Below are 16,017 nucleotides of genomic sequence, written 5' to 3' on the forward strand. Positions count from 1 at the left end.
GGGAACGGGCGACCGACCGTAGGCTGCTCGGCATGAGCATCATCGGGGTCGGCATCGACGTGGCCGAGATCGACAGGTTCGCCGCGGCACTGGAACGCACACCCGGACTGGCCGAACGCCTGTTCGTAGAGGGCGAGTTGCTGCTGCCGAGCGGTGAACGCCGGGGCGTCGCCTCGCTCGCGGCCCGCTTCGCGGCGAAGGAGGCCCTCGCCAAGGCGCTGGGCGCACCGGCGGGCCTGCTCTGGACGGACGCCGAGGTCTACGTCGAGGACAGCGGCCGGCCGCGGTTGCGGGTGACGGGGACGGTCGCGGCACGGGCGGCCGAACTGGGCGTGCGGTCCTGGCATGTGTCGCTGAGCCATGACGCCGGAGTGGCGTCGGCGGTGGTGGTGGCGGAGGGCTGAGCACCGCCCGCCTCCCGCCGCGCCTCACGCCCGGCCGGCCGGGGCCGGCCGAAGGCACACCAATGCGTCCATGGATGCGACGGGCCGCGCCGCGTACGGAAGACTCGGTCGTATGCGGACTGCGTACAGCGTGGAGACGGTAAGGGCGGCCGAACGGGAGCTGATGGCACGGCTTCCGGACGGTGCGCTGATGCAGCGGGCGGCGGCCGGACTGGCCGTGGCCTGCGCGGATCTGCTGGGCCGGGTGTACGGCAGCCGGGTCGTGCTGCTGGTCGGCAGCGGCGACAACGGCGGCGACGCCCTGTATGCCGGGGCCCGACTGGCCAGGCGCGGAGCGGGAGTTACGGCGGTGCTGCTGACTCCCGAGCGGGCGCACGCCGGGGGCCTCGCGGCGCTGCGGCGGGCCGGCGGCCGGGCGACCGGTGTCGATGCCGCCGAGGAGTTGATCGAGCGCGCGGACCTGGTCGTGGACGGAATCGTCGGGATCGGCGGCAAGGGCGGGCTGCGTCCTCAGGCGGCCCCGCTGGCCGCCGCCGCCCAGCGGTCCCGGGCCGCGGTGGTCGCCGTGGACCTGCCGAGCGGCGTGGACGCGGACACGGGCGAGGTGAGCGGCACGGCGCTGCGGGCCGACCTCACCGTCACGTTCGGCACGCACAAGCCAGGCCTGCTGATCGATCCGGCGCGCGACTACGCCGGCGTGGTGCGCCTGGTCGACATCGGCCTGGCACTGCCGAACGACGCGGTGGAGCTGGAGGCGCTGCAACACGCGGACGTGGACCTGCTGTTGCCGTCGCCTGCGGCGGAGACGGACAAGTACCGGCGAGGAGTGGTGGGCATCGCGGCCGGCTCGGCGCGCTATCCGGGTGCGGCCGTACTGGCGGTGGCGGGGGCGCTGCGGGGCGGGGCGGGGGCCGTACGGTACGTCGGTCCGGCCGGGGACGCGGTGATCGCCCGGTTTCCCGAGACGCTGGTGTCGGACCGGGGCCCGAAGAAGGCCGGGCGGGTGCAGTCCTGGGTCGTCGGCCCCGGCGCCGGGGACGACGCGGCGACGGTGGCGGAGGTCCTGGCGACGGACGTGCCGGTGCTCCTCGACGCCGACGGGCTGCGGCTGGCGGACGCGGATGCGGTACGGGGCCGTACGGCACCGACCCTGATGACCCCGCACGCCGGGGAGGCGGCGGCGCTGCTGGGTGTCTCCCGGGAGCAGGTCGAGGGGGCTCGGCTGGCTTCGGTACGGGAGTTGGCGGGGCGGTATGCGGCGACGGTGCTGCTGAAGGGGTCGACGACGCTGGTGGCGGACGCCGGGGGCACCGGCCCGGTCCGGGTGAACCCGACGGGAACGTCATGGCTGGCCACGGCCGGCAGCGGGGATGTGCTGTCCGGTCTGGCGGGATCACTGCTGGCGACGGGGCTCCCCGCGTTGGACGCTGCGAGCGCGGCGGCGTATCTCCACGGCCTGTCGGCGAGGTTCGCGGCGGACGGGGCGCCGGTCGGGGCGCATGACGTGGCTGAGGGGATTCCGGATGCCTGGCGGGACGTACGGAGTTGAGGGGACCGCGTCAGGACGGCGGCGAACGGCGATCGTCGTCGGGGCGGGCATCGGAGGGCTGGCCGCGACACTGAGCCTGCGCCGGGCAGGTTGGGACGTCACGCTCGTCGAGCAGGCGGCCCGCTTCACCGAGGTCGGTGCCGGAATCCAGCTCGCGCCCAACGCCACGCGGGTGCTGCGCCGGCTGGACGTCCTCGACGCGGTCGCCGCGCCGGCCTCCCGCCCCTCTCACCTGAGCTTCCGCAGCTGGTCCGACGGGTCGGAGATCTGCCGTTACGCGACGGGCCGCGAGGTCGAGGAGGAGTTCGGGGCACCGTACTTGCTGCTGCACCGCGCCGATCTGCACGGTGCCCTGGTCGCCGCGGTGCCACCGGGGTCGGTGCGCCTGAACACGACAGTCGTGGACATCACCCAGGACGACGACTCCGCCCGCATCACGACGGCGGCCGGCGAGCGCCTGCACGCGGACCTGGTGGTGGCCGCGGACGGCATCCGCTCCGCCGCCCGCCAGTGGCTCTTCGGCAAGGACGAGGCGGTGTTCTCGGGAACCACCGCCTACCGGGCCCTCCTCCCGTCCGCCGAGGTGGCCGACCTGGGCCTTGCCCCACTCGCCGTCTGGCTCGGCCCGGACCGCCACTTCGTCCACTACTGGGTGCGCCGCGGTGAACTCCTCAACGTCGTGGCCGTCTTCAGCACGCAGGAGCCGACGCAGGAGTCATGGACCGCTCAGGCACAACCCGGCGAGCAGCTACGCGAGTTCGCGGGCTGGGACGCCCGGGTCCTGACGATCCTCGAACGCGCGGGCCGGGTGCTCCGCTACGGCATCCACACCCGCACGCCGCTCACCCGCTGGAACGTCGGCCGGGTGGCCCTCCTCGGCGACAGCGCCCACGCGATGGTCCCGTTCCAGGCGCAAGGGGCGGCTCAGGCAATCCTGGACGCGTCCGCCCTGACCGACGCCCTCGCGGACGCGACGCCCACCGAAGTCCCCGCCGCACTCGCCCGCTACACCGCCCGCCGCCTGCCGACCGCCACCGCCACACAGTCCGCCTCGACCCAGGCAGGCAGAGACTTCCACTTACCGGACGGCCCGGAGGCCAGGTCGAGAAACGCCCGCATGGCGGCACACGCAGCCGAGAACAGGTTCATGCTGCAGGCGGCGGCGTGGCGGGCGGACGGCCGGGACGACGAGCCGGACAGCTGAACGGCCCGCCGGCCCAAAGCCGCCCCCCTCCCCTCACTCCACCGTCACCGACTTCGCCAGGTTCCGAGGCTGGTCCACCTCGTTGCCCCGGGCCGTCGCCAGCTCGCAGGCGAACACCTGCAAGGGGACCGTCGCCACCAGCGGCTGAAGCAGGGTCGGCGTGGCCGGGATCCGGATCAGGTGGTCCGCGTACGGCACCACCGCCTCGTCCCCTTCCTCCGCGATGACGATCGTCCGCGCACCCCGGGCCCGGATCTCCTGGATGTTGGACACGATCTTGTCGTGCAGGATCGACCGACCCCGGGGCGAAGGCACGACCACGACCACCGGCAGATCGTCCTCGATCAGAGCGATCGGCCCATGCTTCAACTCCCCCGCCGCAAAGCCTTCGGCGTGCATATAGGCGAGTTCCTTCAGCTTCAGCGCGCCCTCAAGGGCGACCGGATATCCCACGTGCCGTCCCAGGAACAGCACCGTCTTCTTCGCGGCCAGCGACCGCGCCAGCTCCCGCACCGGCTCCATGGTCTCCAGCACCCGCTCGACCTCACCGGAGATCTGGGAGAGGTCCCGGATGACGACCCCGATCTCGTCGCCCCACTTGGTGCCCCGCACCTGCCCGAGATACAGCGCGACGAGGTAACACGCCACCAGCTGCGTCAGAAACGCCTTCGTCGAGGCGACCGCGACCTCCGGCCCGGCATGCGTGTACAGCACCGCATCCGACTCACGCGGAATCGTCGACCCGTTGGTGTTGCAGATCGCCAGCACCCTGGCCCCCTGCTCACGGGCGTGCCGCAGCGCCATGAGGGTGTCCATGGTCTCGCCGGACTGCGAGATGGCGATGACGAGGGTCTGCTGATCGAGGATCGGATCCCGGTACCGGAACTCACTGGCCAGTTCGACCTCGCACGGCACCCGCGTCCAGTGCTCGATGGCGTACTTGGCGATCATTCCGGCGTGAAAGGCCGTGCCGCAGGCGACGATGACGACCTTGTCGAGTTCACGCAGCTCGGAGGCGCTGATCCGCACCTCGTCCAGCGTCAGCGAACCGGACGCGTCGATGCGCCCCAGCAACGTATCGGCGACCGCCTTGGGCTGCTCGGCGATCTCCTTGAGCATGAAGTAGTCATAGCCGCCCTTCTCCGCGGCCGAGGCGTCCCAGTCGACGTGATACGGCCGCACCTCCGCCGGCCGCCCGTCGAACCCGGTGACGGTCACCCCGTCCCGCCGCAGCTCCACCACCTGGTCCTGACCCAGCTCGATCGCCGACCGTGTGTGGGCGATGAACGCGGCGACATCCGAGGCGAGAAAGGCCTCACCCTCCCCAACGCCCACCACCAGCGGCGAGTTCCGCCGCGCCCCGACCACCACATCGGGCTCATCGGCATGCGCGGCGACCAGCGTGAACGCCCCCTCCAACCGCCGGCACACCAGCCGCATGGCCTCGGCCAGGTCGGCGCAGACCGAGAACTCCTCGGCGAGCAGATGCGCGACCACCTCGGTGTCGGTCTCGGAGGTCAGCTCGTGCCCCCGCTCCTCCAACTCGGCCCGCAGAGCGGCGAAGTTCTCGATGATCCCGTTGTGCACGACGGCGACGCGCCCCGCGTTGTCGAGATGCGGATGCGCATTCGCGTCCGTGGGCCCACCATGCGTGGCCCACCGCGTGTGCCCGAGCCCCGTGGTCCCGGTCGGCAACGGCCGCTCGGCGAGCTCCTTCTCCAGATTCCCCAGCTTCCCGGCCTTCTTGGCCCCCGCCAGCCCTCCGTCCGCCAGCACGGCGACCCCGGCCGAGTCGTACCCCCGGTACTCCAGCCGCTTCAGTCCGGCCATCACGATCTCGAGCGCCGACTGCGACCCCACGTATCCCACGATTCCGCACATGCGCGGCAGCCTACGGTCCGATCGTCACGAAAATCGCCCCCGAAATCCGCGCCGCCTGCCCGAATTCGGAAATTCCCACGGCGGTACGAAGCCAGAATCACAGGCGTCCACCGCGACGTATCACCGACCTCCGTCAGGTCTTCGCCCGATAGGACCGCATGGCCAGCGGATAGAACACCAACGCGATCCCGGCCGCCCACACCAGCGACCACAGCACCGGCTCCGCCACCGGCCCACCCAGCAGCAGCCCCCGGAACGCGTCCGACAGATGCGTCACCGGATTCACGTCGCTCCACGCCTGCAGCCACCCCGGCATGGTGTCCACCATGACGAACGCGCTGCTGGTGAACGTGATCGGGAAAATGATCGTGAACGCGAAGGCCTGCACCTTCTCCGCATCCCCCGCCAGCATCCCGATCAGTACCGCGCCCCACGACACCGCCGCCGCGAACACGACCACCAGCAGCGTCCCGAGCAGGAACCCGTCCACTCCCCCGGTGATCCGGAAGCCGAGCAGCAGGCCGAGGCCGATCATCAGCAGCAGCGCCCAGACATGCTTGGCGAGGTCGGCGGTGATGCGGCCGATGAGAGGCGCCGAGCGGGCTATCGGCAGGCTGCGCAGCCGGTCGAAGACGCCCTTGGTGAGGTCGGTGTTGAGCGCCATGGCCGTGTACATGGTCATGAACAGGGTGTTCTGGACGATGATCCCCGGCAGCGCGTACTTCAGATACGCCTCGGGCGACCCGGCCATCTGCCCGCCCAGCACGTACGTGAACAGGAACACGAACATGATCGGCGTGATGCTGTAGTCGACCAGTTCGAGGGGGTTGTGCTTCACCGCCACCAGGCTCCGCCAGGCCATCGTGAAGGTCTGCCGCATCCCGTCGAGCGGTCGCACCCGGCCCGACTTGGTGATCGGGGCCGTGATGGTCGTGGTCGCGGCGGTCATGACCGGCTCACCGCCTTCTCCCGCTCACTCTCGTCCTCGTCCCGTACGGCCGCCCCGCCGTTCTTCTCCGGCTCGCCCGGCTCGGCACGGTGTCCGGTCAGGGCCAGGAACACCTCGTCCAGCGACGAGCGCCGCAGCGCCAGCTCGCCCACCGCGATCCCCTCCCGGTCCAGCGTGCGCACGACCGCGGGCATCAGCTCGGGATCCTTCACCGGGGCGGTGATCGTCTCGCCCTCGATCTGGGTCTGCGGGCCTGCCGCCTCGGTGACCAGCAGGTGCGCCCGTACAAGATCCTCGGCCGCCACCGGCCGCAGCTGCAGCACCTGGCCCCCGACCTGCGACTTCAGCTGGTCGGGCGTGCCCTCGGCGATCACCCGGCCCTTGTCGATCACCACGATGTCGTCGGCGAGCACATCGGCCTCGTTCAGATACTGCGTGGTCAGCAGGGCCGTCGCCCCGTCCGCGACCAGGCCCCGCAGCAGGTCCCACAGCTCACCGCGGCTGTGCGGGTCCAGGCCGGTCGTCGGCTCGTCGAGAAAGAGGATGCTGGGCCGGCCGACGAGACTGGCCGCGAGGTCCAGTCGCCTGCGCATACCGCCGGAGTAGGTCTTCGTGGCCCGCCCGGCCGCGTCCGCCAGCTGAAAGCGCTCCAGCAGCTCGGCCGCGCGCGCCTTCGCCTCCCGGCGCGGCAGACCGAGCAGTCTGCCGATCATCAGCAGGTTCTCCGTGCCGGTCAGGTTCTCGTCCACCGCCGCGTACTGACCGGTCAGCCCGACCATGGCGCGTACGACCCCGGCCTCCCGGACCACGTCGTGCCCGGCCACCTGCGCCCGGCCCCCGTCGGGCCGGAGCAGCGTCGCGAAGATCCGCACCGCGGTGGTCTTCCCCGCGCCGTTGGGACCCAGCAGTCCGAGCACCGTGCCTCGCCGGGCCCCCAGGTCGACCCCGGCCAGCGCCTCGGTGTCCTTGAACCGCTTGACCAGGCCTTCCGCCTCGATCGCATACGTCATGGGTCACCCCCTCGGGGTCGGTGGACCCCGGGCTGGGCCCACCTCTCCCACAACTGTGACGCACGCCACTGACATTCCCCACTTTGCCCAGGTACCGGACGATGACAGCCGTTTCCTCCCGAAAACGCGGCGGCGTGACGGATCCCACCTCACCGTCCGTTCGTACTCCCGTAACAATGGACTGTGATCTCTCCGGTCTCCTCGATGCCCCGGAGCGCCCACCGGCCCAAGCCGGAGGCGACTCCCTACGTCGACCTCACCCGCTCGGAGTGGAGCGCGCTGCGCGACAAGACCCCGCTGCCGCTCACGGCGGAGGAGGTCGAGAAGCTGCGCGGTCTGGGCGATGTCATCGACCTCGACGAGGTCCGCGACATCTACCTCCCGCTCTCCCGCCTCCTCAACCTCTACGTCGGCGCCACGGACGGCCTCAGAGGGGCGCTGAACACCTTCCTGGGCGAACAGGGCTCCCAGTCCGGCACCCCGTTCGTCATAGGGGTCGCCGGTTCGGTCGCCGTGGGCAAGTCCACGGTCGCCCGCCTGCTGCAGGCCCTGCTCTCCCGCTGGCCCGAGCACCCGCGCGTGGAGCTGGTCACCACGGACGGCTTCCTGCTGCCCACCAAGGAGCTCCAGGCCCGCGGCCTGATGTCGCGGAAAGGATTCCCCGAGTCCTTCGACCGCCGCGCTCTCACCCGCTTCGTCGCCGACATCAAGGCGGGCAAGGGCGAGGTCACGGCCCCCGTCTACTCCCACCTGATCTACGACATCGTCCCGGACCAGAAGCTCACGGTCCGCCGCCCCGACATCCTGATCGTCGAGGGACTGAACGTCCTCCAGCCCGCCCTCCCGGGCAAGGACGGCCGCACCCGGGTCGGCCTCGCCGACTACTTCGACTTCAGCGTGTACGTCGACGCCCGCACCGAGGACATCGAGCGCTGGTACCTCAACCGCTTCAAGCGGCTGCGCGAGACCGCCTTCCAGAACCCGTCCTCGTACTTCCGCAAGTACACCCAGGTGTCCGAGGAGGAGGCCCTCGACTACGCCGGCACGATGTGGCGCACCATCAACAAGCCCAATCTGGTGGAGAACATCGCCCCCACGCGCGGCCGGGCCACCCTGGTCGTACGCAAGGGCCCGGACCACAAGGTGCAGCGGCTGAGCCTGCGCAAGCTGTGAGGTTGCGCAGGCCGTGAGGCTGCGCAGGCTGTGAGGCTGCGCAGGCTGTGAGGCTGTCACACGGGCCTGTTAAAAAGGCGTCATGCTGCATCTGCGCCTGATCACGCCGGCCGACCGGACCGACGACGTGGTACGCCTGATCGAGGGGACGGTGGGGGCGACCCACCTCGCCGTTCTGCCGGGCGCCGCCCGCAACCCCTCCGGGGACCTGGTCATGTGTGACGTGGCGCGCGAGGCGGGCGACGGACTCCTCACCGATCTCCAGCAGTTGGGCATCGAGAAGTCCGGGTCCATCGCCGTCGAGAACATCGACCTGTCGCTGTCCAAGCGCGCCGACGAGGCCGAGAAGGAGGCGCCGGGGGAGGGCGCGGACGCGGTGCTGTGGGAGCACCTCACGGAGGCGACACACGAGGAGTCGACTCTCTCGGTCACCTACCTCGCCTTCATCACCCTCGCAACGATGATCGCGGCCTGCGGTGTCGTGCTCGACAACGCGATCCTGATCGTGGGCGCGATGGCGGTCGGCCCGGAGTTCGGCCCGCTCGCGGGCATCTGCACGGCCATGGTGCAGCGGGCGCCACGCCTGGCGCTGCGCTCACTGATCGCTCTGCTGGTGGGCTTCGCGGTGGCGATGGCGGTGACGATGGGCTTCAGCTACCTCATGGACGCCGTCGGCCTGTTCACCGAGGCCAAACTGGAGGCGGACCGGCCCAACACGGGCTTCATCTACGCCCCCGACTGGTTCTCCTTCGTCGTGGCGGTACTGGCCGGCGCCGCCGGCACCCTCTCCCTGACGTCCGCCAAGTCCGGCGCTCTGGTCGGCGTCGCCATCTCGGTGACGACGGTCCCGGCCGCCGCCAACGCGTCGGTGGCGCTGATCTACGGCGACGCCAAACAGACCTGGCTCTCGACCGGGCAGCTGCTCCTGAACCTCCTGGGCATCATCCTGGCAGGCACCCTCACCCTGCTGACACAGAAGTGGCTCTGGTCCGTACAACGCCGGCGGAGCACCACCCCGTAAGGGGCGCGGGGAACTGCGCGAGCAACCACAGACAACGGTCAGCCCGCGACGAACAGAAACCCCCCGCCCCGACCCGGCACGACCGGTTACCCCAGCGCGGACTTCACCACATCGGCCAGCCGCCCCGCCACAGACCGGGCCTGCTCGATATCCGCGGCCTCGACCATCACCCGCACCAACGGCTCGGTACCGGACGGCCGCAGCAACACCCGCCCCGTGGAACCGAGTTCCCGCTCCGCCTCGGTGACGGCGGCAGCCAGCTCGGCCGAGCTCCCGACCCGGGTCCGGTCCACGTCCGGGACATTGATCAGCACCTGCGGCAGCCGCTCCATCACAGCAGCGAGATCCCGCAGCGTACGCCCGGTCTCGGCGACCCGGGCCGCCAGCAGCAGCCCGGTCAGCGTGCCGTCACCGGTCGTGGCGTGGTCGAGGATGATGACATGCCCGGACTGCTCGCCGCCGAGGGCGTAGCCGTGCTCCTTCATCTCCTCCAGCACATACCGGTCGCCGACGCCGGTCTGCACGAGCTTCAGACCCTCGCGCTCCAGCGCCAGCTTGAAGCCGAGGTTCGACATCACGGTCGCCACGACGGTGTCGGCGCGCAGAGCGGAGCGTTCCCGCATCGCCAGCGCGAGCACGGCGAGGATCTGGTCGCCGTCCACCTCGTCGCCGGTGTGGTCCACGGCGAGGCACCGGTCGGCGTCCCCGTCGTGCGCGATCCCCAGCGCGGCCCCGTGGTCGAGGACGGCGGCCTTCAGCTTGTCCAGGTGCGTGGACCCGCAGCCGTCGTTGATGTTGAGCCCGTCCGGCTCGGCACCGATGGTGACGACGTCGGCCCCGGCCTGCCGGAACGCCTCCGGAGAGACGCCCGCCGCGGCGCCGTGCGCCTCGTCGAGGACGATCTTCAGCCCGTCCAGCCGGTTCGGCAGCACGCCGAGGAGGTGGGCGACGTACTCGTCGAACCCCTGGTCGTACGACCGCACCCGTCCGACCGACGCACCCGTCGGCCGCTGCCACGGCTCACCGTGCCGGTGCTCGTCGTAGACGGACTCGATACGGTCCTCCAGCTCGTCGGCGAGCTTGTGGCCGCCGCGGGCGAAGAACTTGATGCCGTTGTCCGGCATGGCGTTGTGGCTGGCGGAGAGCATGACACCGAGGTCGGCACCGAGCGAGCCGGTGAGGTGCGCGACCGCGGGCGTGGGCAGCACGCCGACCCGCATCACGTCGACACCCGCACTCGCGAGGCCCGCGACGACGGCGGCCTCCAGGAACTCCCCGGACGCGCGCGGATCCCGCCCGACCACCGCTGTCGGCCGGTGGCCCTCGAAGGTGCCCGCCTCGGCGAGTACGTGCGCTGCCGCCACGGACAGACCGAGGGCCATCTCGGCCGTCAGATCCGCGTTGGCGACACCACGCACGCCGTCCGTGCCGAAGAGTCGTCCCACTTGTCCTCCTGAGGAAACATCAGTTCCGAAAGCGGAGCCGGCGCTCGATATGCCACCGGGCCACCGGGGGCTCCCGCTACCAGGCATTCCATGCCTGGGGCATCGGATCACACAAGCCTTTGAACGTCTTGTGCCGTTATACGCCCGCGCCCGGTGATAAGACGAACGCCCCGGCGGCACTGTGGCGTGCCGCCGGGGCGTTCGGAGTACCGGAGTACGAGCAGAGGCAGCTTGCGCTTAGCGCTTGCTGTACTGCGGGGCCTTGCGGGCCTTCTTCAGACCGGCCTTCTTGCGCTCGACCGCACGGTCGTCGCGCTTGAGGAAGCCGGCCTTCTTCAGCGGGCCGCGGTTGTTGTCGACGTCGGCCTCGTTCAGGGCGCGGGCGACACCGAGACGCAGCGCACCGGCCTGGCCGGAGACACCGCCACCGGCGATGCGGGCGATGACGTCGTAGCGACCCTCGAGCTCAAGCACCTTGAAGGGCTCGTTGACTTCCTGCTGGTGCACCTTGTTGGGGAAGTAGTCCTCAAGGGTGCGACCGTTGATCTTCCACTTGCCGGTGCCCGGAACGATCCGGACGCGGGCGATGGCGTTCTTGCGACGGCCCAGGCCGGCGGCCGGCTGGGGCTCACCGAAGCGCGAGGCGAGGGACTCGGAGGTGTACTCACCCTCCACCGGAACCTCGGACTCGGTGGTGTAGCTGTCGATGTCGATGTTCTCGACGTTCTCGACGTTCTCGTCGAGCGGCTGCTCGGCAGTGGTCTCGGCCACGATTCTCCTCAGATTCTCTTCAGTCTTAGGGGGTGGCCGGACTTACTGCGCGACCTGGGTGATCTCGTACGGCTGCGGCTGCTGCGCGCCGTGCGGGTGCTGGTCACCCTTGTAGACCTTCAGCTTCGAGAGCATCTGACGGCCCAGAGTGTTCTTGGGGAGCATGCCCTTGACGGCCTTCTCGACGGCCTTCTCGGGGTTCTTGTCGAGGAGCTCGTCGTAACGGACGGAGCGCAGACCACCCGGGTAGCCGGAGTGGCGGTACGCCATCTTCTGGGTCCGCTTGTTGCCGGAGAGGTGCACCTTGTCGGCGTTGATGATGATGACGAAGTCACCGGTGTCGACGTGGGGCGCGTAGATCGGCTTGTGCTTGCCGCGGAGAAGGGACGCGGCGGTGGTGGCGAGACGGCCCAGGACGACGTCCTGAGCGTCAATGACGTGCCATTGGCGAGTCACATCGCCGGGCTTGGGGCTGTACGTACGCACTTCGCAGCCTTCTTCTTCAGTGGATGGGTGCTGACACATGGCATCACTGAAGCGATCGTGCAGCTGGGGACGACAATGCCGGGGACGCTGCCCGTATGCCGCCCACTGGTAACTGCTCCAGGGAACCTAGGTAGAGGCCACTCCCGTGAGAACGAGCGAGCCAATACACAACGAACACGCAGGATACCTGCGGCGCCGCGGCCGGGTCAAAACGGGTTGCCGACGCCTGGGTCCTGTTGTCCGGTAACCAGCGTAAGCGCCCCGCCGGGCCCCACCGCCCCGGACCGCGTGTTGATGGTCACGTCCCGCGGGACGAGGCTGGTGGGGTCGAAGGGGTGGAGCCCCTGGAGGACGGGACGGGTAGGGGCGGCGGGGGCGAGACATCCCCGCCGGACCGAACGCCCCGGACGGCCACCGTCACCGCCACACCACACAACGTCACCGCATCCCGAAAGGCCCGCCGCTGCACCGCCTCCAGATAGGGCCAGGTCACCCCGGGAAGCTGCGGCACGAGCGAGACCCAGAACCACACCCCCCGGGCAACCGCCCCCTCACTCAGCACCCCGGCCACCAGCAGCGGCACGACAGCCAGCAGATAGTGGTCGTACGACGGCCGGGATACGAGGAACGCCGAGAGCATCAGCCCCGCCGCAGTCTCGACAAGGCGCCGCGCCCCCTCGTCCCCACGACGCCAGCGCCCATACGCACATCCCGCCCCCACCCCCGCCGCGACCAGCCCGATCCCCCCGGCCACCGCCCCCGGCACCCCCACCCTCGGCAGCACGGCAACCAGCGACGCCTCATACAGCCGCACGAAGCCGTCGTCCCCGCCCAGAAGGAACGGCAGAGTCCGGGTGAAGAACCCCGCAGGATCCGGCAGCAGCAACGCCGCCCCCACGGACGCGACCACCGGCACCCCGACCATCACCCCCAGCCCCCGCCACTGCCGCGCGAACACGAACAGCAACCCCACCGGCGCCAGCAGCGGCTTCAGGGCGATCGCCGCCCCGATCACCGCCCCCGCCGCCACCCACCGCCCCCGCGCCGCCAGCAACAGGCCCAGCGGCAGGGCGAGCACCGCCGTAGCGGTCCAGTTCCCCAGCAGAACAAGGTGCGCGAACGGGGCGAACCCGACCGCGAGCCCGATCAGTCCGAGGGCGGCGAACCGGCTGCGCAGCGGAACCCCGTGCACCCGCAGCGCACAGACCCAGCCCCCCACCAGACACCCGGTCACGACCACCGGCACGAGCACCCCCAGCAGACCCCGCGGAATCAGGGCCTGAGGAGCCGCCGCCAGCACCGCACTCGGCAAATAGAGAAAGTGGGGGTCGTCATACGGCGAACCCCCACCCAGCCAGACCCGCGCCGCCCGCACGACGATGGCGTTGTCCATCCCTCCGTCCGAGGTCACCCGCGCCGTACGCATCACGAGGGCCCCCAGCAAGACCCCGAGCACCGCCCACAGATGCCACGTCGCCCGTCGTACCAACCACCCGGAGATGTCGCTTTTGTGCTCGCTCATCGGCTGAACGCTAGGTGCCTGTGGGCCGCTTGGGGCGGACCGGCACACCTTCGGTCCGTCTAAGATGCGCCCCATGAGCTACGGGCAGCAGGGGGGACCCCAGTCCCAGTGGGATCCCTGGACACCGCAATCCCAGCAGCCGTGGAACAGCGGCGCCGACGACCAGACCCCGGACTGGGCCGCGCTCGCCGAGGCATCCGAGACCCGTAACAAACGGCGTCGGCTGCTGTTCATCGGCGGCGGCGCGCTGGCCACTGTCGCGATCGGTGCCGCCGTCGCCGTGGCCGTGGTGTCGTCGAACGACGGCAACTCGGCCTCGAATCAGCCGTCTTCCGAGCTCCCGGCGACCGCGGACCTGCCGAACCAGTCCACCGCCCCGTCGTTCGAGCCGACGAGCGCCCCACCGCCGCTGGATCCGAAGGACTTCATCTCCAGCAAGGCCAAGGACACCGCTCCGCTCGGCGCGCAGATCCTCTTCCCCGGCACACAGCTGACCATGGGTGAGACGGTCTACAAGAAGGGCGCGACGGACGACACGAAGAACTGCTCCGCGGTCACCGAGGGCGGACTCCCGAAGATCCTCTCCGCCAACGGCTGCACCCGCTTCATGCGCGTCTCCTACGTCAAGGACGGCCTCGCGGTGACGGTGGGCGTGGCGGTCTTCGACACCGAGGCCAAGGCCACCAAGGTCAAGGGCCAGGTGAACACGAAGAAGGACATCGTCCGGCCGCTCTCCGGCAAGGGCATCAAGGACTTCTGCGCCTCCGCCGTCTGCTACTCCAAGTCCAACTCCTACGGCCGTTACGCCTACTTCACCATCACGGGCTTCACCAACGGCAAGGACATGACGGACAAGGACACGGCGGGCTTCCAGACCGGCGACAACCTGGAGGAGTTCACGTTCCGCCAGATCCGCCGGCGCGGTGAGGCCCAGGCTTCGGCGGCGGCGGGCGAGTAGCGGCGCGCGGGAAGCGGCGCGCGGCGGCCGACGCACTGTCGACCGCCGCGGCCGGCCCCGGGCTCACAAGCGCTTGGCGCTGCGCAGCGTCTTCGCGTAGTAGCCGTTGCCGTCGAGGCGGGACACACCGCCGACGTCGCCGATGGTGGGCCCGTTGACCTCCTCGCGGCTCGACACGAAGATCAGGTGACCCTCGGTGTCGTGCCCGAGGACCAGGCCGACGTGGTCGAGCCGCTGGCCGGTGCGGGTGTCGAGCTTGAAGAAGACGAGATCGCCCGGCTGGAGCTGGTCGATGGCGGACGGGCGGTCCTGCGCGGTGATCCCGGCCAGCGGCAGGATGTCGACGCCCTGCTTGGAGCGAGCCATGCCGTTGGCGGTGCGGGGCAGGCCGTCGCCCGAGGTGTCCGAGGACATCAGGGGGTAGCGGGCCCGGTAGCCCAGCACCATGCGGATGAAGCCCGAGCAGTCGATCGAGCGGGCCCGCATGCTCTCCGGCTGACCGACGACGCCGTCCCGGAACGGGTACGGCACCCCGAGGTAGTCGTAGAAGTCGGACTGCTCCAGGCGCAGGTCGCCGCCCTCCGACCCGGACGTGTTCAGCGGACCGAAGTTGGCGTCACCGGCGATGACGGTGCCCTGCCCGTCCTTCTTCTGCGGCGCGCCCGCGACGTACTGGAAGGCGAAGGCGAAGATGTCGTCCTCCTTGCTGTTCCGGTACTCGGCGTACCACTCCTTGAACCACTTCTCCTTCTCCGCCCCCTTGGACCACTTCTCCGGCATCAGCCGCACCCAGTCCGTGGTGCTGACCTTCGACGCGGTCGAGGTCGGCTCCTGGAAGGTGCGGGCGGGCCCGCTCAGCGTCGCGATGCGCGCGCCGTCCGTGAACACGGCCTTGATCTGGCCGTCGGCCCCGCGCAGCACGGACCGCGCCGGGTTCTCCAGCCGGGACCAGGCCTCCTTGCCGGTGTCCGTCGAGGCCTCGGTACTGCGGCCGCCTTCCAGGACCCCGACGTTGCGCACCTCGGTGACGCCCGGCTCCTCCTGCTTGCGCAGTTCAACCGTGAGGTAGCCGGAGGTGCCGACGAGCGCCAGCAGCACCAGGCCCGTGACGACGGGCCTCGACTTCTTCTTCCCTGCCATCGTTGTGTGCTCCTCGGTTCTCAGACGGTCGGCATGACGCCGAGCAGCAGGCCGGCGGCGACCACGATGTAGGCCATGAGGGAGACGGTGCCCGTGGCCAGCAGCGTGGCCCCCTTGGGCTGGCGCACCATCTGGTAGGCGATCAGGCCCGGCACGATGAAGCCGAGCGTCTGGTTGCCGTACAGCAGCGGGAACTCGATCGACAGCACGATCATCACCGTGGCCTGCAACAGCACGCCCAGCAGCACCACGGCGGCGAACAGCCGCTTGCCGTACAGGATCACGAGCCGTTGCATGATCTTGGTGCCGCCGTAGGTCAGGGCGGTCACGCCCACCACCATGGCCGCGCGCTGGAGATCCTCGATGAGGGTGAGCGCGAGCCAGCCGGGTGTGATCATGCCGCCGGGCGACAGGTTGGTCGTGAGATAGCAGAGCAGCGAGAAGAACAGGCCAATGGCGATGCCCAGGGCAGCCATCTCGGGAGTCAGGGCGGCGGTGGTCAAC

At 70.3% G+C, this 16,017-nt stretch carries 15 protein-coding genes; 6 read left to right on the forward strand and 9 right to left on the reverse strand.

Features of this window, described 5'->3' with window-relative positions; genetic code table 11:
• Positions 1–32: 32 nt before the first annotated feature.
• From OHT51_RS17445 to OHT51_RS17455, 3 genes are all read left to right on the forward strand, one after another.
• On the forward strand, positions 33–404 hold the full coding sequence (locus OHT51_RS17445) for a holo-ACP synthase (RefSeq protein WP_328879881.1): 372 nt from the start codon (positions 33–35) through the stop codon (positions 402–404).
• 112 nt (positions 405–516) lie between these two features.
• Positions 517–1,953: an NAD(P)H-hydrate dehydratase gene (locus OHT51_RS17450; RefSeq protein WP_328879882.1), complete on the forward strand. Its 1,437-nt coding sequence runs from the start codon at positions 517–519 to the stop codon at positions 1,951–1,953.
• Positions 1,928–3,157 (forward strand): FAD-dependent monooxygenase, encoded by a 1,230-nt coding sequence (locus tag OHT51_RS17455; RefSeq protein WP_328879883.1) that lies wholly within the window; start codon positions 1,928–1,930, stop codon positions 3,155–3,157. The genes OHT51_RS17450 and OHT51_RS17455 overlap by 26 nt, the downstream gene beginning before the upstream one ends.
• A 33-nt stretch (positions 3,158–3,190) precedes the next feature.
• On the opposite strand, the gene glmS is transcribed toward OHT51_RS17455, so the two are convergent.
• The 3 genes from glmS to OHT51_RS17470 all read right to left on the reverse strand — a co-directional run bounded on the left by glmS (position 3,191) and on the right by OHT51_RS17470 (position 6,997).
• Positions 3,191–5,038, reverse strand: a complete 1,848-nt coding sequence (gene glmS / locus OHT51_RS17460) for a glutamine--fructose-6-phosphate transaminase (isomerizing) (RefSeq protein WP_328879884.1) — start codon at positions 5,036–5,038, stop codon at positions 3,191–3,193.
• Positions 5,039–5,171: 133 nt separating this feature from the next.
• Positions 5,172–5,987 (reverse strand): ABC transporter permease, encoded by an 816-nt coding sequence (locus OHT51_RS17465; RefSeq protein WP_328879885.1) that lies wholly within the window; start codon positions 5,985–5,987, stop codon positions 5,172–5,174.
• Positions 5,984–6,997 carry an ATP-binding cassette domain-containing protein gene (locus tag OHT51_RS17470; protein WP_328879886.1) on the reverse strand — a complete coding sequence of 338 codons (1,014 nt, stop codon included), beginning with the start codon at positions 6,995–6,997 and terminating at the stop codon, positions 5,984–5,986. The genes OHT51_RS17465 and OHT51_RS17470 overlap by 4 nt, the downstream gene beginning before the upstream one ends.
• 204 nt (positions 6,998–7,201) lie before the next feature.
• Between OHT51_RS17470 and coaA the strand changes: the two genes are divergently transcribed.
• Both coaA and OHT51_RS17480 read left to right on the forward strand, forming a co-directional pair.
• The gene (coaA, locus tag OHT51_RS17475) at positions 7,202–8,170 is read left to right on the forward strand and encodes a type I pantothenate kinase (RefSeq protein ID WP_328879887.1); all 969 of its coding nucleotides are present in this window, start codon (positions 7,202–7,204) and stop codon (positions 8,168–8,170) included.
• An 82-nt stretch (positions 8,171–8,252) separates the two neighbouring features.
• A complete protein-coding gene (locus OHT51_RS17480; protein ID WP_328879888.1) occupies positions 8,253–9,191 on the forward strand; it encodes a DUF389 domain-containing protein in 939 nt (312 codons plus the stop codon).
• Between the two features lie 86 nt (positions 9,192–9,277).
• Here the strand turns inward: OHT51_RS17480 and glmM are convergent, their stop codons facing one another.
• From glmM to OHT51_RS17500, 4 genes are all read right to left on the reverse strand, one after another.
• Positions 9,278–10,636 carry a phosphoglucosamine mutase gene (glmM, locus tag OHT51_RS17485; RefSeq protein WP_328879889.1) on the reverse strand — a complete coding sequence of 453 codons (1,359 nt, stop codon included), beginning with the start codon at positions 10,634–10,636 and terminating at the stop codon, positions 9,278–9,280.
• A 237-nt stretch (positions 10,637–10,873) separates the two neighbouring features.
• On the reverse strand, positions 10,874–11,407 hold the full coding sequence (rpsI, locus tag OHT51_RS17490) for a 30S ribosomal protein S9 (RefSeq protein WP_328879890.1): 534 nt from the start codon (positions 11,405–11,407) through the stop codon (positions 10,874–10,876).
• A 42-nt stretch (positions 11,408–11,449) separates the two neighbouring features.
• On the reverse strand, positions 11,450–11,893 hold the full coding sequence (rplM, locus tag OHT51_RS17495) for a 50S ribosomal protein L13 (RefSeq protein WP_328879891.1): 444 nt from the start codon (positions 11,891–11,893) through the stop codon (positions 11,450–11,452).
• A gap of 298 nt (positions 11,894–12,191) precedes the next feature.
• Positions 12,192–13,415, reverse strand: coding sequence for a glycosyltransferase family 87 protein (locus OHT51_RS17500; RefSeq protein ID WP_328879892.1), 1,224 nt, complete (start codon positions 13,413–13,415; stop codon positions 12,192–12,194).
• A 73-nt stretch (positions 13,416–13,488) separates the two neighbouring features.
• On the opposite strand from OHT51_RS17500, the gene OHT51_RS17505 reads away from it, so the two are divergent.
• Positions 13,489–14,373: a hypothetical protein gene (locus OHT51_RS17505; protein WP_328879893.1), complete on the forward strand. Its 885-nt coding sequence runs from the start codon at positions 13,489–13,491 to the stop codon at positions 14,371–14,373.
• A gap of 63 nt (positions 14,374–14,436) precedes the next feature.
• Here OHT51_RS17505 and OHT51_RS17510 read toward each other — a convergent pair whose 3' ends face one another.
• On the reverse strand, positions 14,437–15,513 hold the full coding sequence (locus tag OHT51_RS17510; RefSeq protein ID WP_328879894.1) for a C40 family peptidase: 1,077 nt from the start codon (positions 15,511–15,513) through the stop codon (positions 14,437–14,439).
• Positions 15,514–15,533: 20 nt separating this feature from the next.
• Complete coding sequence (locus OHT51_RS17515) at positions 15,534–16,016, reverse strand: poly-gamma-glutamate biosynthesis protein PgsC/CapC (RefSeq protein WP_019753111.1); 483 nt, start codon at positions 16,014–16,016, stop codon at positions 15,534–15,536.
• Position 16,017 lies beyond the last annotated feature (1 nt).

The organism is Streptomyces sp. NBC_00299 (genome assembly GCF_036173045.1).
GTDB lineage: Bacteria > Actinomycetota > Actinomycetes > Streptomycetales > Streptomycetaceae > Streptomyces > Streptomyces machairae.

Coding starts and splice junctions, on each gene's coding strand:
- OHT51_RS17445 (WP_328879881.1), top strand. CDS start 33: ATGAGCATCATCGGGGTCGGCATCGACGTGGCCGAGATCGACAGGTTC.
- OHT51_RS17450 (WP_328879882.1), top strand. CDS start 517: ATGCGGACTGCGTACAGCGTGGAGACGGTAAGGGCGGCCGAACGGGAG.
- OHT51_RS17455 (WP_328879883.1), top strand. CDS start 1,928: ATGCCTGGCGGGACGTACGGAGTTGAGGGGACCGCGTCAGGACGGCGG.
- glmS (WP_328879884.1), bottom strand. CDS start 5,038: ATGTGCGGAATCGTGGGATACGTGGGGTCGCAGTCGGCGCTCGAGATC.
- OHT51_RS17465 (WP_328879885.1), bottom strand. CDS start 5,987: ATGACCGCCGCGACCACGACCATCACGGCCCCGATCACCAAGTCGGGC.
- OHT51_RS17470 (WP_328879886.1), bottom strand. CDS start 6,997: ATGACGTATGCGATCGAGGCGGAAGGCCTGGTCAAGCGGTTCAAGGAC.
- coaA (WP_328879887.1), top strand. CDS start 7,202: ATGCCCCGGAGCGCCCACCGGCCCAAGCCGGAGGCGACTCCCTACGTC.
- OHT51_RS17480 (WP_328879888.1), top strand. CDS start 8,253: ATGCTGCATCTGCGCCTGATCACGCCGGCCGACCGGACCGACGACGTG.
- OHT51_RS17500 (WP_328879892.1), bottom strand. CDS start 13,415: ATGAGCGAGCACAAAAGCGACATCTCCGGGTGGTTGGTACGACGGGCG.
- OHT51_RS17505 (WP_328879893.1), top strand. CDS start 13,489: ATGAGCTACGGGCAGCAGGGGGGACCCCAGTCCCAGTGGGATCCCTGG.
- OHT51_RS17510 (WP_328879894.1), bottom strand. CDS start 15,513: ATGGCAGGGAAGAAGAAGTCGAGGCCCGTCGTCACGGGCCTGGTGCTG.